Here is a 17,614-nt window from a genome sequence, read left to right as displayed (position 1 = left end):
ATATTACAATAAAAAATAAGAAGGTGGTAAATATGATAGATATATTTATTGTGGAAGATGATCAGGCCTTAAGCAGGGAGATTAGTACACATCTAAGTAAGTGGGGGTATAATGTATATGAAGTAAAAAATTTAGAAGATATAACTAATGAAGTATTAAAAATTAATCCAAAACTTATATTAATGGATATTAATTTACCTTGCTATGATGGATTTTATTGGTGTAGTCAAATTAGAAACTTTATGAAAGTACCAATAATATTTATATCATCAAGAGATAGTGATATGGATATAGTAATGTCTATCAATCTAGGTGGGGATGATTATATAATAAAGCCGTTTTCACCACAGGTCTTAGTAGCAAAAGTTCAGGCTATACTTAGAAGAACATATTCATATAATAATACTTTAAATAGCGATATAATTAAATATAAAGATGTAGTACTTAATATTTTGGAAAGTAAAATTTATTTTAAAGAAGAGTTTGTTGAATTAACTAAAAATGAATTTAAGATAATTAATATTTTAATTAAAAATCAAGGTAATATTGTAAATAGAGATACAATAATAGAAGAACTTTGGGATAGTGATGAGTTTATAAGTGAAAATACATTAACAGTAAATATAAATAGACTTAGAAAAAAACTAGGTACAATAGGTTTAGATAATTTTATAACTACTAAAAAAGGGCAAGGGTATAGTATATAATGAGTATTTTTAGATATTTAAAAGAAGTAAAAATATATTTATTTTTGGTTATTTCTATATTAATTATTTTAAATTTGAATGTAGTGTTAGATTTAAGCTTATCAAAAATATTAAATAGTTTAATTTATATAAATACATTAATAGTAATAACTTGTATAGTATTTTTTATACTTGGCTACTTAGAGTATAAGAAAAAATACAATGAGTTGTATAATCATGTAAATAATAATATAAAAAAAGAAAATAGTTTATTTAATCCATATTTTTATGATGTCATAGATACTAAGTTAGATAGCTATGAAAATAATATACAAAATTTAAAATATGAACTTCAAGAAATAAATGATTATATGACAAATTGGATACATCAAGTTAAAATACCAATAGCAGTACTTGAAATAATATCTCAAAGAGTTAAAGAATTAGAAAATCAAAATAATTTACATAATGAAAGTAATTTGTATAAAGAAATAAATATAGAATTAAAAAGAATCGAGAGCTTAGTTGGTCAAGCATTGTATATATCAAGGTCTGGAAACTATAGTTCAGATTTTTTAATAGAAGAAGTTAATTTAGAAAAAGTGATAAAAGAAATTGTAAGGCGAAACAAACATTTATTTATATACAATAAGATAGATTTGAAACTAGAGAATTTAGATATTAATGTTTTGACTGATAAAAAGTGGATAACTCACATAGTAGAGCAAATAATAGACAATTCATGTAAATATATAGAAAAAAGCGGACAAATTGAAATCTATGCAACTAAAAATGAGAAAAGCATAAAGTTACATATAAAAGACAATGGAATTGGAATAGCACCACAAGATATAGAAAGAGTTTTTGACAAAGGATTTACAGGAGAAAATGGCCGTAAAAAAACTAAATCAACGGGAATGGGTCTTTATATATCTAAAAAGATACTGAGTAAATTAAGTCATAGCATAGATGTATTTTCAACTCAAGGTGAATTTTGTGATATATATATTACATTTTACAATTTATCAGATTACTTTACACTCTAAATAAAACTCTAATATTACATAAATGTAATTTTAACCTCTAAATTGTAAGGCTGATGGATGGATTATAAGTGCTTAAATTTATAAAATATATGTATAGTTATTATTTGGAGGTAAATTAATATGTTAAAAGTCGTTAATTTAAAAAAAGAGTATAAAACTCAAACTAATAAATTTAAAGTTATAGATAATATAAATTTAGAAGTTAAAAAAGGTGAATTTATAAGTATAATGGGACCATCAGGTGCGGGTAAGACTACTCTCTTAAATATTTTATCAACAGTAGATAAGCCTAGTGAAGGAAATGTATATTATGACAACAAAGATATACATGCTTTAAATAATAAAGAAATATCAAAATTTAGAAGAGATAATATAGGGTTTATATTTCAAGACTATAATCTACTGGATAGTATGAGTGTAGAAGATAATATTGCACTTCCTCTTGTTATAGGAGGAAAGAAACAAAGTTATATAGAATCAGAAATTACTAGATTATCAAAGTTTTTTGGAATAGATATGCATCTTAAAAAATATCCATATGAATTATCAGGAGGACAAAAACAAAGAGTTGCAGCGGCTAGGGCGTTAATTACATCACCATCTATAATATTTGCAGATGAACCAACTGGAGCTCTTGATTCTAAATCATCATCAGAACTTTTAAATTGTTTAAAGGATATGAATGAAAAGTTTAATGTTACAGTAATAATGGTAACTCATGATGCATTTGCAGCAAGTTATTCTAAAAAAGTGATTTTTATAAAAGATGGAAAATTAAGCGCAAGAATAGATAGCAATGGAAACAGAAAAGAATTTTTCAAAAATATAATGGATTTACTAACGTCTCTTGGAGGTGAAGTAAATGAACTTATTTAAGCTATCAATGATGAATTTGAAACAAAATGTAAAAAACTATGGAATGTATATATTTTCAATGGTTTTCTCAATAACAGTTTTTTATAATTTTATATCACTTATATTTAGTGAGCAAATTAGAGAACTATCTCAACTACAAACAGTAGTTATGATAACAAATATGTGTGCAGTAGTTTTGGTTTTATTTTTTATATTTTTTATATCTTATTCAAGTAGTTTTTTTATAGAACAAAGAAAAAAAGAGTTTGGAATATATACTTTTATGGGAGTAGAAAACAATAAGATAGCACTTTTATTTGCAATTGAAGGATTAATTACAGGAATAATCGCATTAATAGTTGGGATATTCTTAGGAATACTAGTTAATAAGCTATTTTTAATGGGAATTGTAAAAGTAGCTAAAATAAATGTAGCTATAAAGTTTGAAGTATCAAGTCTAGCTATAATTCAAACCTCTTTAGTATTTTTAAGTATACTTTTATTTGTATTTATAAAAGAGTATATAACTTTAATAAAAACAGATATAACAAAATTAATAAATGCAAAAAATGTCTATCAATTTGAAAATATTAAAGGATCTACATTAAAAGGATTATTAGGTTTTTTTGTAATAATACTAGCTTATATATTTATTGTAGGATATAAAAGATTTAATATACCATTTCCAATAGCTATAATGGGTACAGTTATTATGGTTATGATTGGTACTATGTATTTGTTTAAAGGATTTTTTACATTTATTATAACTAAAATAATAAAAAATAAGAAGATATTATATAAGGTTACTAATATAGTAAGTTACAATAATATAATATTTAGAATAAAAAATAACAATAAAACATTAGCTCAAGTTGCTATTTTAATAACTTGTACACTAACAAGTCTTATAACTGCATTTTGTATGAAAAACTTAAATTCAGGAGGAAGGGAAGTAGAGGTTCCTTATAGTTTATATTATATTAGTCAAAGCTCTAACGATGATAAAATAGTTGATGAAGCTATTAAATTAAGTAAAGAAGAAATAGATTTTAAAGCAAATCTAGATTTTATACCATATAAAACGAATTTAAATCCATATATAAATGATTTTAATATAATTAGATACTCAGATATAGAACATATTATGGGTAATAAAAAACTGGTAAATGAAAAGAAAATAATAAAAAATAATCCTAAAGAAGGTGAAGGGATAATAATAATTCCTAAAAATCTTATAAATGCATTTAACTTAAAAATAAATATGAATATAGGAAATAAAAAGATAAAAGTAAATGATGGATTTGCATCTTCTATAACTGGAGTATTAACAGATTCGATAATTTTAATTGTAAATGATAAGGACTATTCATACTTTGAAAATACTTTAAAATACGACGAAAAAATAAAGTTTAGAGGTGTAACTTTAAGAAATTATGAAAATACAGATAAAATATCAAGTTATATAAAAAAATATACAGATATGTCTATGTTTAGTTTTGATATGTTTAATGAAGATGATTATAACTTTATAAACTCAGTATACTTTATTGGTATTTTCTTAACATTAGTGTTTATGGTATCACTTGGAAGTATAATGTATTTTAAATGTATATCTGATGCAAGCATTGATAAAGTAAGATTTGAAACTCTGAGAAAATTAGGCATTAGCCAGGAATATATAAATAAAGCTATATATAAGCAAGTAGGGATATTTTTCTCAATGCCTATAATAGTAGGTGTTATTCATAGTATAGTTGCAGGATATGCAATTAATGGTTTATTTAATGAAAGTGGTTATATTGTAACATTTGGATCAATACTTATATTTACACTTATTTATATAGTTTATTATATTGCTAGTGCAAGAAAATATATACAAATAACAAAATAAAAAAGAGCATCCTTAAGTATGCTCTTTTTCTTATTTACTATTTTACCTCAATTATATAAGCTTTTGTTTGAGGTGGTATACTCTTAGTCATTGCGTTAGAGTGATAAGCTAGTATTGTATCTCTAAGATTTAGGCCCTCTATAGAAATTTCATTACATTCTGGGTCTAAAATTAAAGTTTTAGGTGATACAACTAAAGTAAGATAACTATAAATATTATTAATATCTTTACCTATAGTTATAAAAGTAGTATCATTATCTATTTTTCTAATATCAATGATATAGCCGCATGAATAGCTTAAATATTTCATAATATCATTCCTTTATTAAAATTTATTTATTTAAGGTGTTTTTTAGGTATGAAATTAGATTCCAAGGTAAGTTAGGCGCGCTATTTTGAGTTAAACATTCAACTCTAGTAATTAAGCTTACATCAATTAAAGCATATTCAGGTATAGAGTTATTTCTTATTCTATATCCTTTAATATTATTATTTTTTTCATCTATATCAGTAACTAAAAATGGAAAGCTTGTTGTATTTTTACATTGGCCTCCTTCTAAGTTTGTACATTGTGTTATTCTTACAAATCCCCTACAGTTTCTGATTATATCAAAAATATAAGACTTATCTGGAGTTTGGCCTCCGCCTACACATTGAATATTTAAAATTTGGCTATTTTTTAATATAATATCTTCAGCAGGCTCTCCATTTCTTAGTACTACACCCTCGACCATTTCACAAGGTCTATTTATTTTATTTATTTTTATTGTTATTGTTTTAGTATTTATACATTGGTTATTTAGCGTTAAAGAACAATAAGTAATTCTAAGAGTCTTATTTTTACATTTATCAATAATGTCGTATAAATCACTAGTAGTTACAGCTTTAAGGTTTGATCCTGGAGATTGGAAATCCATACTTTTCCCTCCTTTATTTTATAGTAATATCTATAATAAGTTATGGGTATGAATTAATATGTGTTACATATGGAAGGTATAAAATATTAAAATTAAATAAATAATAAAATATAAAAAGTTTTTATTGCAAAAACTTAAATCTGAATTTATAATATAAATCTAAGCGCAATTATAGTAGGAGGACAAAATGAACGAAAATAAAGTAAAAATAGTTGTAGCGGATCCATCAGCATTAGGACTTTTTGGATTAGCAATCATAACACTTGTGGCATCATCTCAAAAATTAGGATTAACATCAGGAGTATCATTAATAATACCATGGGCAATCTTTTTAGGTGCATCAGCTCAGTTAATGGCATGTATAAATGATTTCAAACACAATAATACTTTTGGAGCAACAGCATTTGGAGCATATGCATTTTTCTGGTTTGCTGTTGGATTTACATGGTTAATACAAAATGGAGTATTCGGAGCGGAGCTTGCTTCAAGTATTGATACAAAGCAATTAGGATTTGCATATTTAGGATACTTAATATTCACATTATTTATGACTATAGGAGCAATGGAAACACATAAAGTATTATTTATAATATTTGTACTTATAGACTTCTTATTTATAGGATTAACATTAACATCATTTAACATAATACCAGAGTTAGCTCATCAAATAGCCGCATACTCTGAATTATTAATAGCAATATTCTCATTCTATGGATGTGGTGCATCTGTTTTAAATACTCATTTTGGAAAAGTATTTTTACCAGTTGGAAAGCCATTTGGAATATTCAAATAGGAATTATTAAAAGTTTTAATTATATAAAGCTCTTATAGTGTATACTATAAGGGCTTTTTTCAATTAAACTAATTATTGAAATGATGCAATTACAACATCAATACTTTTAAAGTCAAGCATTATTCTAATCTCTTTTCTATGTTCCAAAAACTTATAATATAAATCTTCAGAAGGTTTTGGATCTCCATAAATTTTCCAACATCTTGTATTATGAAACTTATAGTTTCCATACCCCATAAATCCAACAACATCTTTAAGTGGATAGCCTAAAAATATTCCAATCTCATCGGGAAAAACATCTCCCTTTAATTTATCTATTAAATGAGAAAGGGCAGGCTCAATATTAATATCTGTAGGATAGCCTAAAAATTTTAAGAAATTTCTAGTTTTTATATTATCTAGCTGTTTAGTTAAAGATTCTTTATTTACAAATAGAACCTTGTATCCATTTTTGTTTTTATTAATAACTATAACATCTATTTTTTACAATTATTAAAATACATATAAATATCTTTTAATTTATTTTCTTTATCATTATCAAAGGCTGGGATTGTAATTATTTCACAAGGTTTAGATCCCAGAAGTACAGGGCCTAATAATTCTATAAGCCATTTTATATAAGATGAATTCATCTTATTTTTGCAAGAGTAACAGTTCATAATTAAATCTCCTTAATTAAAAGTGATAATAAATAAAAAGTATTATTTAACAAATGATAACCACTTTCAATGAAGAATATTCATAAAATTATTAATTATTTTAAATTAAAATTTATATAAATAATTATCTAAAATTTAGAAATAATATATAAGAATAAAGATTTAAAAGAAAGGAGTTAAAATTTATGAAACATATATTGCTATTAGGCCTTTTTATACTTTTTATTTCTAACATTTCAGGATGTACATCACAACCTAAGAAGACAGAAGAACCAACTACAAAACCAAATAAAATAGAAGAGAATATAGATAAGCAAAAATCACCTATGACTAAGGAACAATATAAAGAAAACTTAGTTAAAAGTTATGAAAAATACATAAAACCATTAGATTTAAAGGATTATGACGACTTAGAAAATATGTTAGCTAAAAAAGGTGAAATAAATCACGAAAAATTCTTAAATGATTTAGAAGAAGCATTAAATGACAGCAAAATAAATATAAAAGCATTTGAAGAATCTATTACAGGATTAGAAATAGATGATGCTAAGTTAAAAAATTTAAATGATAAATTAGTAGAAGAATGCAAAGTATTAATGGATGATATAAAAGTTAAAGAAAATGAAATAGCTAAAATTGATGAAAATACTTTAAAAAAATCTACTAAAGATCTTATAGAGTATTTAAAAATTAATTTAGACGATGACATAACAGAAAAAAATAAATTTGATGAAACTTTAAATCAGATAGAAGATATATTAGGTATAAATTTAGAAAGTTAGATAAATATATTAAGGAATAATTGATACATATCAATTAAAAATAAATTAAGTGTATAAACACAGGAGGAAGAAATATGAAAGGTAAAAAACTAGTAACAGTAGGTATGGCAATAGCAATATCATTAGGAGCAGTAGCATGTACTAAAAAGACACCAGCACCAGCACCAACACCAGAACCATCAACAACAGATCAAAAAAATGTACCTGCAGGAAATGGTTACTCAGAAAACTATTCTAAAAGTTACAATGCTTATATGACAGGATTATCTAATTATAGTATGTATAAAGATACAGCAAGCGTAAATGAATACTATAAGACAAATAAATATCCAGGAAATGAAAAATATGTAGCTGATTTAAAAGCTGCGTATAAAGATAGTAGAGATAAAGTTAAATCATTTGTAGATTCTTTAAAAAATGATGGAAAAACAGAAGATGCAAAGTTAAAGAAAATGAATGAAGATTTAATTGCAGAGGGAGAAAAGACAATAGCTAATTTAGATGAAAGAATTAAAAAACTAGATGAACTTCCAAAAGATATAATGAATAAAAGCCAAGATGAATTTATAACAGCAGTTGATGAAGCTACAAGAATAAAAGATAAAACTGAAAATGGGTTTAATAAAATGTTAGAAGATATGAATAAAGCATTAGGATTCAAGCCTAATACTACTAACAATACAAATACACAAAAATAATATATTATAAATATTAATAATAGAATGTCTCATAAATATAATTTTTTATTGAGGCATTTTATTTTTATATATTTAAAAACTGATTAAAATTAAAAAATTCTGAAAATTGGTTGACAAATAATAATAACATCTATATCATTAAAAATATAAATAAATAATATAAAAAATTAAATACTTTCTTATCCAGAGTGGTGGAGGGACTGGCCCTATGAAACCCGGCAACCAGTATATTATATATACATGGTGCTAAATCCTGCAGCGTATTGCTGATAGATGAGTATAAATTGCTTAAAAAGCCTAAGTTTATACTTAGGCTTTTATTATTATATAAAATAATCTATGTACTATTTATAGGTTATTTATTAAATTGGGGGATGACTAAAATGATTAATATTCAAAATGTAAGTAAATATTATGATAATTCAAAGGTGCTTAAAAATGTAGATATCAAGATAAATAAAGGAGAAATATTTGGGATAATAGGCCATAGTGGAGCTGGTAAATCTACATTACTTAGATGTATAAATGGATTAGAAAATTATCAAGAAGGTAGTATATTAGTTGGTGAAAAAGAGGTTAAATATTTAGATGAAAAAGATTTAAGAAATTTAAGAAAAGATTTAGGAATGATATTTCAACATTTCTCACTTTTAGAGAGAAAAACTGTATTTGAAAATATTGCATTGCCTCTAGAATGTTTTAAATATTCAAGAAACGAGATAAATAATAAAGTATTAAACCTGCTAGATTTAGTTGGATTATCTGATAAAAAAGATGCAAAGCCAAGAAACTTAAGTGGAGGGCAAAAACAAAGAGTTGCAATAGCGAGAGCATTAGCATTAAATCCTAAAGTGCTCCTTTGTGATGAAGCAACATCTGCACTAGATCCAAACACTACAAAATCCATACTATCATTATTACAAGATATAAATAAAAAGTTAAATATTACTATAATAATGGTTACTCATCAAATGGAAGTTATAAAACAAATATGTACTAAAGTTGCCATAATGGAAGGTGGAGAAGTACTAGAAATCGGTGATACAGAAGAAATATTTTTAAAAAATACTAAGGGGCTTCAAACATTAATAGGAGAAGAACAAATAGTACTTCCTAGTGGAATGAATATAAAAATATTATTTCCAAAGGAAACATCAAACGATACTATTATAACTACTATGGCTAGAGAATTGGATATAGATTTTTCAATTGTATTTGGAAGATTAGAAAAGTTTAGAGAAGATATACTAGGATCTTTAATTATAAATACAGAACTTAAAAATAGTAAAAAAGTTAAAGAGTATTTAAATCGTAAAAATGTAAGATGGGAGGAGATTAAATAATGAGTTTAAGTGAATTTTTAACTAACATATTGCCACAAGCATTGATTGAAACAATATATATGACGATAATTCCAACAGTGCTTGCAACTATTTTTGGATTTTTACTAGCAATTATATTGGTAATAACTAAAGAGGATGGATTAAAGCCAAACCTATCAATAAATAAGTCATTAGGATTTATAGTAAATGTGCTTAGAAGTTTTCCATTTATAATACTTTTAGTTGCAATAAGGCCATTAACAAAAATAATAGTTGGAACAAGTATAGGATCAACAGCTGCTTTAGTTCCTATAACTATAGGCGCAACACCTTTTATAGCGAGGGTTATAGAAAGTGCATTAAATGAAGTTGATAAAGGTCTTATAGAAGCAGCAAAATCATTTGGGGCTACAAAATTACAAATTGTGTTTAAAGTTATGATAAAAGAAGCGATGCCTTCAATAATATCGGGTATAACTTTATCAGCAATAGCAGTACTTGGTTATACAGCAATGGCAGGTGCAATAGCTGCGGGAGGCATAGGAAATGTAGCACTTATTTATGGTCACCAAAGATATGATACAGCAGTAATGGTGTATACAGTAATCATACTTATAATACTAGTTCAAATAATCCAAGGAGTAGGTAACTTGGTTTATAATAAATTAAAATAAGGGGGATTTTAAAATGAAATTAAAAAATTATTAACATTAGCTTTATCGTCAGCAATATTAGTATCGGTTGTAGGATGTTCTAGTTCGAAAGATGATAATAAAATCGTAATAGGAGCATCATCAACTCCTCATGCTGAAATTTTAGAAGTAATAAAGCCACAGCTAGAAAAAGAAGGATATAAGTTAGAAATAAAAGTATTTGATGATTATCCACTTGAAAATACCGCATTAGAGGAAGGTTCAATAGATGCAAATTATTTCCAACACGTACCATACTTAGAAGAAACAGTAGCATCAACAGGGTATAAACTAACTTACACAGAAAAAATACATTTAGAGCCAATGGGATTATACTCTAATAGTTTAAAATCTATAAATGAAATAAAAGATGGAGCAACTATTGCAATACCAAATGACCCAACAAATGGAGCAAGAGCACTTAAACTGCTTGCAAATGAAGGATTAATAAAGGTCAAAGAAGGAGAGCTTATAGGGGCCAAAGACATAACTGAAAATCCTAAAAATATAAAAGTTAAAGAATTAGCAGCAGAGCAATTAACATCAGTTCTTACAGAGGTAGATGCGGCTGTAATAAATACTAACTATGCATTAAGTGCAAATTTAAATCCAACTAAAGATGCAATAATAATAGAATCTAAAGATTCACCATATGCAAATATATTAGCTGTAAAAGAAGAAAATAAAGATAGTGAGAAAATAAAAGCACTATCAAAAGCATTAACTAGCAAAGAAGTAAAAGAGTTTATAGAAAAACAGTATAAAGGGAGTATAATTCCATCATTTTAATTTAATAAAAAGGAGTAACTGTTGGTTACTCCTTTTTTATTTAAAAAAGTTTATATAAAATCATAAAACGACAAATTTTTTTGGGAATTAATGTTAATATATTTATATAAAATATAAAAAGTGGGGAATTTTATGAATGCAAGTTGTGCTGATATAAAAGAAGATAGTAATGATTTAAAGAGATTAATTAAAGATTGTAGAGGTTATATAATAATAAATATAATATTTACTATTATTGGAATAATAAATATTGATCTTTATTCTACATTCATAAATATAGGCAGAATAAGCTTATTGTGGATATTTATATACACAATAGGTCATAATATAGTTTCAGAAAATCAAAAATTTTTTAATATAATGAACGTAAGTAGTATAGTATTAGTTATTTTAGCTGGATTGAGTGCTGTTAAGATAGAGGAAAATGTATTTCAATTTTTTATTTTAAATTTTATTATAATAAACTTAACTAACTATATATATATTAGACATAATGAAAAAAAAATAATAAAAAGATATAGTCTAATAATTTTTTATATAATATTAGCACTTTTATATAGTATGTGCATAGTTCATATAAATAAAATACTAACTAATAATTTATTTATGGTTACTAATCTCGGGATAGCTCTTTATAATGTATTATTATCTCAAAAGAAAGAAAATAAAAATATGAAGCATTATGAGATGATAAAAAACTTATCGGTTATATCCTTAATTGGTAACATATTAGGTGTTTTGTATGTTGTATATATATTTAAGTATAGTTTAACTCATGTATACTTACTTAAAGGAATTATATATCTTATTTTATTTAATTATACATATTATGGATATCAGTATTGTATAAAAAATATAATAAAAAATCCATATTGTGAGCTATTAAATACAAATAAAGAACTTGATAATAAATCAAAACAATTAAATAAAATAAATAATGCAATTGAAAATGAAATTGAAATTTGCAACAAAATAAAAAAATATATAAACCAAAGAAATGAATTATTAAATCAGTCTTTAGATGCTATGCCAAATATATGGATAATTACAGATTATGAATTTAATATATTATATACAAATAATAAATATAAAAATATTTTTAGTGAAGATATAGAAAACTTTTTTGATTTAATAATAGATATAAAAGATTATAAACAAATAAAAGAAGATATTATAATTAATAAAAATAAAGAGTGCATAGCAGATAAAATTATTTATTTAAATGAAGATATTTATACTTTAAATATAAATAACAATTTATTAGATAGCACTTATTTAATTTGTTTAAACAATATTACAAAAGAAGTTAAATTAGAACAGGAACTTAAAGATATAAAAGAAGAGTATGAGTATATAATTGAGAACATACCATGTTCTATAATGATTAGAACTTCTAGTAATTCAATAGAAGAGATTGATATTTTAGGCATAAATAAAAGTTTTTCAAAGTTATTTGGATATAGTAAAGAGGACTTAGAAGGTATGAATTTATTAGATTATTATAAAACATTTAATATCGAATTTTTAGATAATAAACATTATAATAAATTAAGTTTAACCATTGAGGAAAAAATTAAAAATATACAAGAAAATGCAAAAGACTATAATCTTATAACCACGGTTATGGAAGATAAAGAATGTACAAATCGAAACATAGAAATAACTGTAGACGATTACATAGAAGATGGTAGTAATCATAAGATATTAATATTAAAAGATATGACTGAGGAAATAAATACATATAGAGGTGTGAATAGACAAAACCAGATTTATAGACAAGTCTTAAACTCGATACCGGAGGGTATAATAATTGAATCAGCAAGAACTGAAAAAATAATTTATACTAACAAAAAATTTAGAGAAATATTTGGTATAAGAGGAGATAGAGAAAAAATAGAAAATTTATCAATTAAATATAGAGATAGATTATATACTAAGTTTTTATATAACTTACATGTTGGAGAAAAAGACAAAAGCATATATATAGTTAATGAAGACAAAAAAATAAAAGAAATAAAGATATCAACTAAAACTTGGTATATGGGAGAAGAACGATTTAAAGTAAAGTTGATTGATGATCTAGGACAACAAAGAGAAGCTGAAAGAATAAAGGAGATACTAATAAGGCAAAGAGAGTATGATCAATTAAAAATGGAGTTTTATGCTAATATGTCTCATGAGTTAAAAACTCCATTAAATAATATATATAGTTCAACTCAACTAGTAGAAAATTTATATAATAAAAATAAAGTAAAAGATGGAAATAATGAAATATCAAATCATGTAAAGATTATAAAGCAAAATATGCTTAGATTAGTAAGGCTTATTGATAATATTATAAATATATCACAAGTAAAGTCTGAAATTTACAAGATAAAATCTGTAAACTTTGATATTGTGTATTTAATTGAAGAAATAGTTAGCTCTGTACAGCCATACGCAAGTGCAAAAGATTTAAACTTAATATTTGATACTAATGAAGAAATATTATTAGTAGGATTAGATCCTGAGACCATTGAAAGGATAGTTCTAAATTTACTATCTAATGCTATTAAGTTCACAAAATCTAAAGGTGAAATATTAGTTGCAGTATATAAAGTAGGAAATAAAGTACAAATAATAGTTAAAGATAATGGAGTAGGTATAGAGGAAGAAAAACTTACAGATATATTTGGAAGATTCAAACAGATAGAAGATGGAGGGGTATCAAATGAGTTTGGTAGTGGAATAGGGCTATATCTATCAAAATCATTAGTAGAAGTTCAAGATGGAAGCATTGATATAAAAAGTAAATTACATGAAGGTACAGAAATTATAGTTGAGTTTCCTATTAAAAAAGTAAAAGAAGAAGAGGAAACAATTGTTGAATACAGCAACAATATAGAAAAATTTAAAATAGAATTCTTTGACATATACAAATAAATGCTTAGATATAAAAAGTACTATAAATTATTTATAGTACTTTTTATCATGCAAAATTTTTAAAAAAATAAAAACATAAAAAAACATAAAAATCTATTAAAAAAAACAGGAAAACGTTATATAATTATCTTGTATAAAGAAGTTAAGTAAAAATATATAAATAGGTTAATATTTTAGGAGTATAAGAGATTGTGTTTTAATAAATTAATAAAAAACTAAGATTTAGTATTTTAGTGAATTATTAATTTTAGGTAATATCACATTTAGCTTAAGCAAATTTTAGGGGGGAGTGTAATATTTAAATGAATCAGCTTAAAATAACTGAAACAGCTTTAAGAGATGGGCATCAATCCTTAATAGCGACTAGATTGAAAACTGAAGAAATAGTACCAATATTAGAGACTATGGATCAAGTGGGTTACCATTCTTTAGAGGTATGGGGTGGAGCTACATTTGATGCATGTATAAGATTTTTAGATGAAGATCCTTGGGAAAGATTAAGAAAGATAAGATCAAAAGTAAAAAACACAAAGCTTCAAATGCTTTTAAGGGGACAAAATTTACTTGGGTATAGAAACTATGCAGATGATACTGTAGATAGGTTTATAGAGCTATCTATAAAAAATGGAATAGATATAATAAGGGTTTTTGATGCATTAAATGATGTAAGAAATATAGAAGCATCAATGAAAGCAATAAAAAAGTATAAAGGTCATTGTCAGTGTGCAATATCGTACACAACTAGTGAAGTACATACTACAGATTATTACTTAAAACTAGTGAAAACTATGGAAAATATGGGTGCAGATTCAATTTGCATAAAGGATATGGCAGGAGTATTAACTCCATATAATGCCTATGACTTAGTAAAAAAAATTAAAGAAATAACTACACTTCCTATTCAACTTCATACACATTGCACAAGTGGAATAGCAGATATGATATATATGAAGGCTGTTGAGGCAGGGGTAGATATAATAGACACTGCAATATCACCGTTTAGTGGAGGAACGAGTCAACCACCAACAGAATCATTAGCAGTAACATTTTCTGAAATGGAAAGAAATCCAAATCTAGATATGGAAAAGCTTTTAAAAATTTCAGAATACTTTAAACCAATAAGAGACAGATATATGAAAGAAAATATATTAAATCCTAAAGTATTATTAACAGAACCACAAGCACTTAAGTATCAAGTGCCTGGAGGAATGCTATCAAATTTATTATCACAACTAAAGCAACAAAATGCTGAGGATAAATATGAAGAAGTTTTAAAAGAAGTTCCTAGAGTAAGAAAGGATCTAGGTTATCCACCACTTGTAACACCAATGAGCCAAATGGTTGGTACTCAAGCATTATTCAATGTATTAAGTGGAGAGAGATATAAGTTAGTACCAAAAGAGATAAAAGATTATGTAAGAGGACAATATGGAAAGGCTCCAGCTCCTATAAGCGAAGATATAAGGGAAAAAATAATAGGAAATGAAGAAGTTATAACTATAAGACCGGCAGATTTATTAAAGCCAGAATTTGAAAGTATGAAAAAAGAAATTGGAGATTTGGCAAAATGCGATGAAGATGTTTTAGCATATGCTTTATTTCCACAAGTAGCACCGAAATTCTTAGAAAGTAAGTATGGTAAAAAATGTGATAAGGTTGAAGATGAAATTTCATATATAACAGTAACTATGTAGAGATAGGGGATTGAAGTATGGGAAATGAAGTGAATTTACTAGAGGGACTATATATAAGTTTATCAAGTATGAGTTTGGTATTTATAATTTTATTGATAATTTCATTTGTATTAAGTAGTTTTAAACATATTTTTAAGGAAAATAATAACAAGAAAGACTTAGCATATGAATCTAATAGTCAAAGTAACAAGGAATTAGCAGTAACAGATGAAGATGATGAAGAAAAAATAGTTGTAGCTATGGCGGCATCTATAATGGCCGGTAAAGGAAAAATAAATCCAAATCTTCATATAAAGAGAATTACAAGAATTAAATAATAATTTATAAATTCAAGGTTTATAAAGGGGGATATTAATATGAACGCTAAAACATATCATATAAAATTAAATGGAAAAGTATATGAAGTTGAAATAGAGGAAGTAGAATCTAAAGATACTAATAGAGAAGTTGTAAAAGAAACCAAAACAAATTCAAATCCAATAGAAAATAAAGATGGAGAAATGATTAATGCTCCGATGCCTGGAACAATATTAAATCTATTAGTTAAAGAAGGAGAAAATATTAAAAAGGGTCAAGTAGTAGCAATACTTGAAGCTATGAAAATGGAAAATGAGATAGTATCTTCAGTTGATGGAAAAGTGAAGTGTATAAGTGTTAGTAAAGGTCAAAATGTGAACCTTGGTGATAACTTATTACAAATAGTATAACTCAAGCTAACTGAAGGGGGAATTTTAAAGTGGGTAATATATTAGTTGACTTTTTTACAGAATCAGGGTTTGCAATGATTACATATAAAGAAATTATTATGATAGCTATAGCATGTATATTTTTATATTTAGCTATAAAAAAGGGTTATGAACCATATTTATTAATACCTATATCAGTAGGTATGTTACTAGTTAATATGCCTGGAGTAGACCTTATGAAAGCTCCAACTGATACTCAAGTAGGGGGACTACTCTATTATTTATATCAAGGAGTTAAGCTTGGAATATTTCCACCACTTATATTTTTATGTATAGGTGCAAGTACAGACTTTGGACCAATGATTGCAAATCCAAAGACAATACTACTTGGAGCTGCTGCTCAGTTTGGGATATTCTTTGCTTTTCTAGGAGCAATATTCTTAGGATTTAGCGGATTTGAAGCGGCGTCAATAGGTATAATAGGAGGAGCAGATGGTCCAACAGCAATACAATTAACATCTAAATTAGCTCCACATTTACTAGGAACTATAGCACTAGCTGCTTATTCATACATGGCATTAGTACCAGTTATACAACCACCAATAATAAGAGCCTTAACAACAGAAAAAGAGCGAAGTGTAAAAATGGAGCAGCTAAGGCCAGTGTCTAAGACTGAAAAAATAATATTTCCTATAGTGGCAATGATAATCGTTATAGGGTTATTACCTACTGCAGCACCTTTAATTGGTATGCTTATGTTTGGAAATTTATTAAAAGAATCAGGGGTTGTACCTAAACTAGTTGAAACTGCGCAAAACTCACTTTTATATATAATAACAATAATGCTTGGTATTACAGTTGGAGCAACTGCAAATGCAGAAACTTTTTTAACGGTACAAACATTAGGTATAACTGCAATGGGGTTACTTGCTTTTTCAGTTGGAACAGCATCAGGAGTTTTAGGTGGAAAGTTGATGTACAAACTAACTAAAGGTAAAGTAAACCCAATGATAGGGGCAGCTGGTGTATCAGCCGTACCAATGGCTGCAAGAGTTGTTCAAAAAGTTGGGCAAGAAGAGAACCCTTCAAACTTTTTACTTATGCATGCAATGGGTCCGAATGTAGCAGGAGTTATAGGTTCAGCTGTAGTTGCAGGTATATTGCTTAAATTCTTTGGGTAAT

The 17,614-nt window shown here is 25.9% G+C and carries 19 protein-coding genes and 1 riboswitch; of the genes, 15 read left to right on the top strand and 4 right to left on the bottom strand.

The window, feature by feature from the left end; translation table 11 throughout:
- The first annotated feature begins 32 nt into the window (after positions 1-32).
- From BN899_RS10080 to BN899_RS10065, 4 genes are all read left to right on the top strand, one after another.
- The gene (locus BN899_RS10080; protein ID WP_042275032.1) at positions 33-707 is read left to right on the top strand and encodes a response regulator transcription factor; all 675 of its coding nucleotides are present in this window, start codon (positions 33-35) and stop codon (positions 705-707) included.
- Positions 707-1,732, top strand: a complete 1,026-nt coding sequence (locus BN899_RS10075; RefSeq protein WP_042275031.1) for a sensor histidine kinase — start codon at positions 707-709, stop codon at positions 1,730-1,732. The genes BN899_RS10080 and BN899_RS10075 overlap by 1 nt, the downstream gene beginning before the upstream one ends.
- Positions 1,733-1,852: 120 nt before the next feature.
- On the top strand, positions 1,853-2,608 hold the full coding sequence (locus BN899_RS10070) for an ABC transporter ATP-binding protein (RefSeq protein ID WP_042275029.1): 756 nt from the start codon (positions 1,853-1,855) through the stop codon (positions 2,606-2,608).
- Positions 2,595-4,478, top strand: a complete 1,884-nt coding sequence (locus BN899_RS10065; protein ID WP_042275027.1) for an FtsX-like permease family protein — start codon at positions 2,595-2,597, stop codon at positions 4,476-4,478. The genes BN899_RS10070 and BN899_RS10065 overlap by 14 nt, the downstream gene beginning before the upstream one ends.
- A gap of 37 nt (positions 4,479-4,515) precedes the next feature.
- Here the strand turns inward: BN899_RS10065 and BN899_RS10060 are convergent, their stop codons facing one another.
- Both BN899_RS10060 and BN899_RS10055 read right to left on the bottom strand, forming a co-directional pair.
- The gene (locus BN899_RS10060; protein ID WP_042275026.1) at positions 4,516-4,788 is read right to left on the bottom strand and encodes a hypothetical protein; all 273 of its coding nucleotides are present in this window, start codon (positions 4,786-4,788) and stop codon (positions 4,516-4,518) included.
- A gap of 22 nt (positions 4,789-4,810) precedes the next feature.
- Positions 4,811-5,395 carry a hypothetical protein gene (locus BN899_RS10055; protein WP_042275025.1) on the bottom strand — a complete coding sequence of 195 codons (585 nt, stop codon included), beginning with the start codon at positions 5,393-5,395 and terminating at the stop codon, positions 4,811-4,813.
- 187 nt (positions 5,396-5,582) lie between these two features.
- Between BN899_RS10055 and BN899_RS10050 the strand changes: the two genes are divergently transcribed.
- Complete coding sequence (locus BN899_RS10050) at positions 5,583-6,188, top strand: acetate uptake transporter (protein ID WP_042275024.1); 606 nt, start codon at positions 5,583-5,585, stop codon at positions 6,186-6,188.
- 72 nt (positions 6,189-6,260) lie between these two features.
- On the opposite strand, the gene BN899_RS10045 is transcribed toward BN899_RS10050, so the two are convergent.
- Positions 6,261-6,653 (bottom strand): DUF3793 family protein, encoded by a 393-nt coding sequence (locus BN899_RS10045; protein ID WP_242824145.1) that lies wholly within the window; start codon positions 6,651-6,653, stop codon positions 6,261-6,263.
- 11 nt (positions 6,654-6,664) lie between these two features.
- Positions 6,665-6,847 carry a hypothetical protein gene (locus tag BN899_RS19790; RefSeq protein ID WP_242824144.1) on the bottom strand — a complete coding sequence of 61 codons (183 nt, stop codon included), beginning with the start codon at positions 6,845-6,847 and terminating at the stop codon, positions 6,665-6,667.
- A 185-nt stretch (positions 6,848-7,032) separates the two neighbouring features.
- On the opposite strand from BN899_RS19790, the gene BN899_RS10040 reads away from it, so the two are divergent.
- The 10 genes from BN899_RS10040 (at position 7,033) to BN899_RS09995 (ending at position 17,613) form a co-directional block, all read left to right on the top strand.
- On the top strand, positions 7,033-7,629 hold the full coding sequence (locus tag BN899_RS10040) for a hypothetical protein (RefSeq protein ID WP_042275023.1): 597 nt from the start codon (positions 7,033-7,035) through the stop codon (positions 7,627-7,629).
- Positions 7,630-7,703: 74 nt separating this feature from the next.
- Positions 7,704-8,327, top strand: a complete 624-nt coding sequence (locus BN899_RS10035; protein WP_042275022.1) for a hypothetical protein — start codon at positions 7,704-7,706, stop codon at positions 8,325-8,327.
- A 176-nt stretch (positions 8,328-8,503) separates the two neighbouring features.
- Positions 8,504-8,607: riboswitch (SAM riboswitch) on the top strand.
- Positions 8,608-8,710: 103 nt separating this feature from the next.
- The gene (locus BN899_RS10030) at positions 8,711-9,670 is read left to right on the top strand and encodes a methionine ABC transporter ATP-binding protein (protein WP_042275021.1); all 960 of its coding nucleotides are present in this window, start codon (positions 8,711-8,713) and stop codon (positions 9,668-9,670) included.
- Positions 9,670-10,323, top strand: coding sequence for a methionine ABC transporter permease (locus BN899_RS10025; protein ID WP_042275019.1), 654 nt, complete (start codon positions 9,670-9,672; stop codon positions 10,321-10,323). The genes BN899_RS10030 and BN899_RS10025 overlap by 1 nt, the downstream gene beginning before the upstream one ends.
- An 18-nt stretch (positions 10,324-10,341) precedes the next feature.
- On the top strand, positions 10,342-11,130 hold the full coding sequence (locus BN899_RS10020) for a MetQ/NlpA family ABC transporter substrate-binding protein (protein ID WP_042275018.1): 789 nt from the start codon (positions 10,342-10,344) through the stop codon (positions 11,128-11,130).
- A 132-nt stretch (positions 11,131-11,262) separates the two neighbouring features.
- Positions 11,263-14,052: a sensor histidine kinase gene (locus tag BN899_RS10015; protein ID WP_052356798.1), complete on the top strand. Its 2,790-nt coding sequence runs from the start codon at positions 11,263-11,265 to the stop codon at positions 14,050-14,052.
- Positions 14,053-14,354: 302 nt separating this feature from the next.
- Entirely contained in the window at positions 14,355-15,746 is a 1,392-nt protein-coding gene (locus BN899_RS10010) for an oxaloacetate decarboxylase subunit alpha (protein ID WP_042275017.1), read from the top strand.
- A gap of 17 nt (positions 15,747-15,763) precedes the next feature.
- Positions 15,764-16,063, top strand: a complete 300-nt coding sequence (locus tag BN899_RS10005; RefSeq protein ID WP_042275015.1) for an OadG family protein — start codon at positions 15,764-15,766, stop codon at positions 16,061-16,063.
- Positions 16,064-16,102: 39 nt separating this feature from the next.
- Positions 16,103-16,453, top strand: coding sequence for a biotin/lipoyl-containing protein (locus BN899_RS10000; RefSeq protein ID WP_042275014.1), 351 nt, complete (start codon positions 16,103-16,105; stop codon positions 16,451-16,453).
- Positions 16,454-16,482: 29 nt separating this feature from the next.
- Positions 16,483-17,613 carry a sodium ion-translocating decarboxylase subunit beta gene (locus tag BN899_RS09995; protein WP_042275013.1) on the top strand — a complete coding sequence of 377 codons (1,131 nt, stop codon included), beginning with the start codon at positions 16,483-16,485 and terminating at the stop codon, positions 17,611-17,613.
- The last annotated feature ends 1 nt before the right edge of the window (position 17,614 follow it).

Source organism: Faecalimicrobium dakarense (assembly GCF_000499525.1).
GTDB classification, from domain to species: Bacteria; Bacillota; Clostridia; order Peptostreptococcales; family Peptostreptococcaceae; genus Faecalimicrobium; species Faecalimicrobium dakarense.
The sequence above is the reverse complement of the archived record's forward strand: the minus strand, read 5'-3'. Positions and strand labels throughout refer to the sequence as shown.

Coding starts and splice junctions, on each gene's coding strand:
- BN899_RS10035 (WP_042275022.1), top strand. CDS start 7,704: ATGAAAGGTAAAAAACTAGTAACAGTAGGTATGGCAATAGCAATATCA.
- BN899_RS10010 (WP_042275017.1), top strand. CDS start 14,355: ATGAATCAGCTTAAAATAACTGAAACAGCTTTAAGAGATGGGCATCAA.
- BN899_RS10060 (WP_042275026.1), bottom strand. CDS start 4,788: ATGAAATATTTAAGCTATTCATGCGGCTATATCATTGATATTAGAAAA.
- BN899_RS10065 (WP_042275027.1), top strand. CDS start 2,595: ATGAACTTATTTAAGCTATCAATGATGAATTTGAAACAAAATGTAAAA.
- BN899_RS10050 (WP_042275024.1), top strand. CDS start 5,583: ATGAACGAAAATAAAGTAAAAATAGTTGTAGCGGATCCATCAGCATTA.
- BN899_RS10080 (WP_042275032.1), top strand. CDS start 33: ATGATAGATATATTTATTGTGGAAGATGATCAGGCCTTAAGCAGGGAG.
- BN899_RS10015 (WP_052356798.1), top strand. CDS start 11,263: ATGAATGCAAGTTGTGCTGATATAAAAGAAGATAGTAATGATTTAAAG.
- BN899_RS10040 (WP_042275023.1), top strand. CDS start 7,033: ATGAAACATATATTGCTATTAGGCCTTTTTATACTTTTTATTTCTAAC.
- BN899_RS10025 (WP_042275019.1), top strand. CDS start 9,670: ATGAGTTTAAGTGAATTTTTAACTAACATATTGCCACAAGCATTGATT.
- BN899_RS19790 (WP_242824144.1), bottom strand. CDS start 6,847: ATGAACTGTTACTCTTGCAAAAATAAGATGAATTCATCTTATATAAAA.
- BN899_RS10055 (WP_042275025.1), bottom strand. CDS start 5,395: ATGGATTTCCAATCTCCAGGATCAAACCTTAAAGCTGTAACTACTAGT.
- BN899_RS10075 (WP_042275031.1), top strand. CDS start 707: ATGAGTATTTTTAGATATTTAAAAGAAGTAAAAATATATTTATTTTTG.
- BN899_RS10005 (WP_042275015.1), top strand. CDS start 15,764: ATGGGAAATGAAGTGAATTTACTAGAGGGACTATATATAAGTTTATCA.
- BN899_RS10000 (WP_042275014.1), top strand. CDS start 16,103: ATGAACGCTAAAACATATCATATAAAATTAAATGGAAAAGTATATGAA.
- BN899_RS10070 (WP_042275029.1), top strand. CDS start 1,853: ATGTTAAAAGTCGTTAATTTAAAAAAAGAGTATAAAACTCAAACTAAT.
- BN899_RS10030 (WP_042275021.1), top strand. CDS start 8,711: ATGATTAATATTCAAAATGTAAGTAAATATTATGATAATTCAAAGGTG.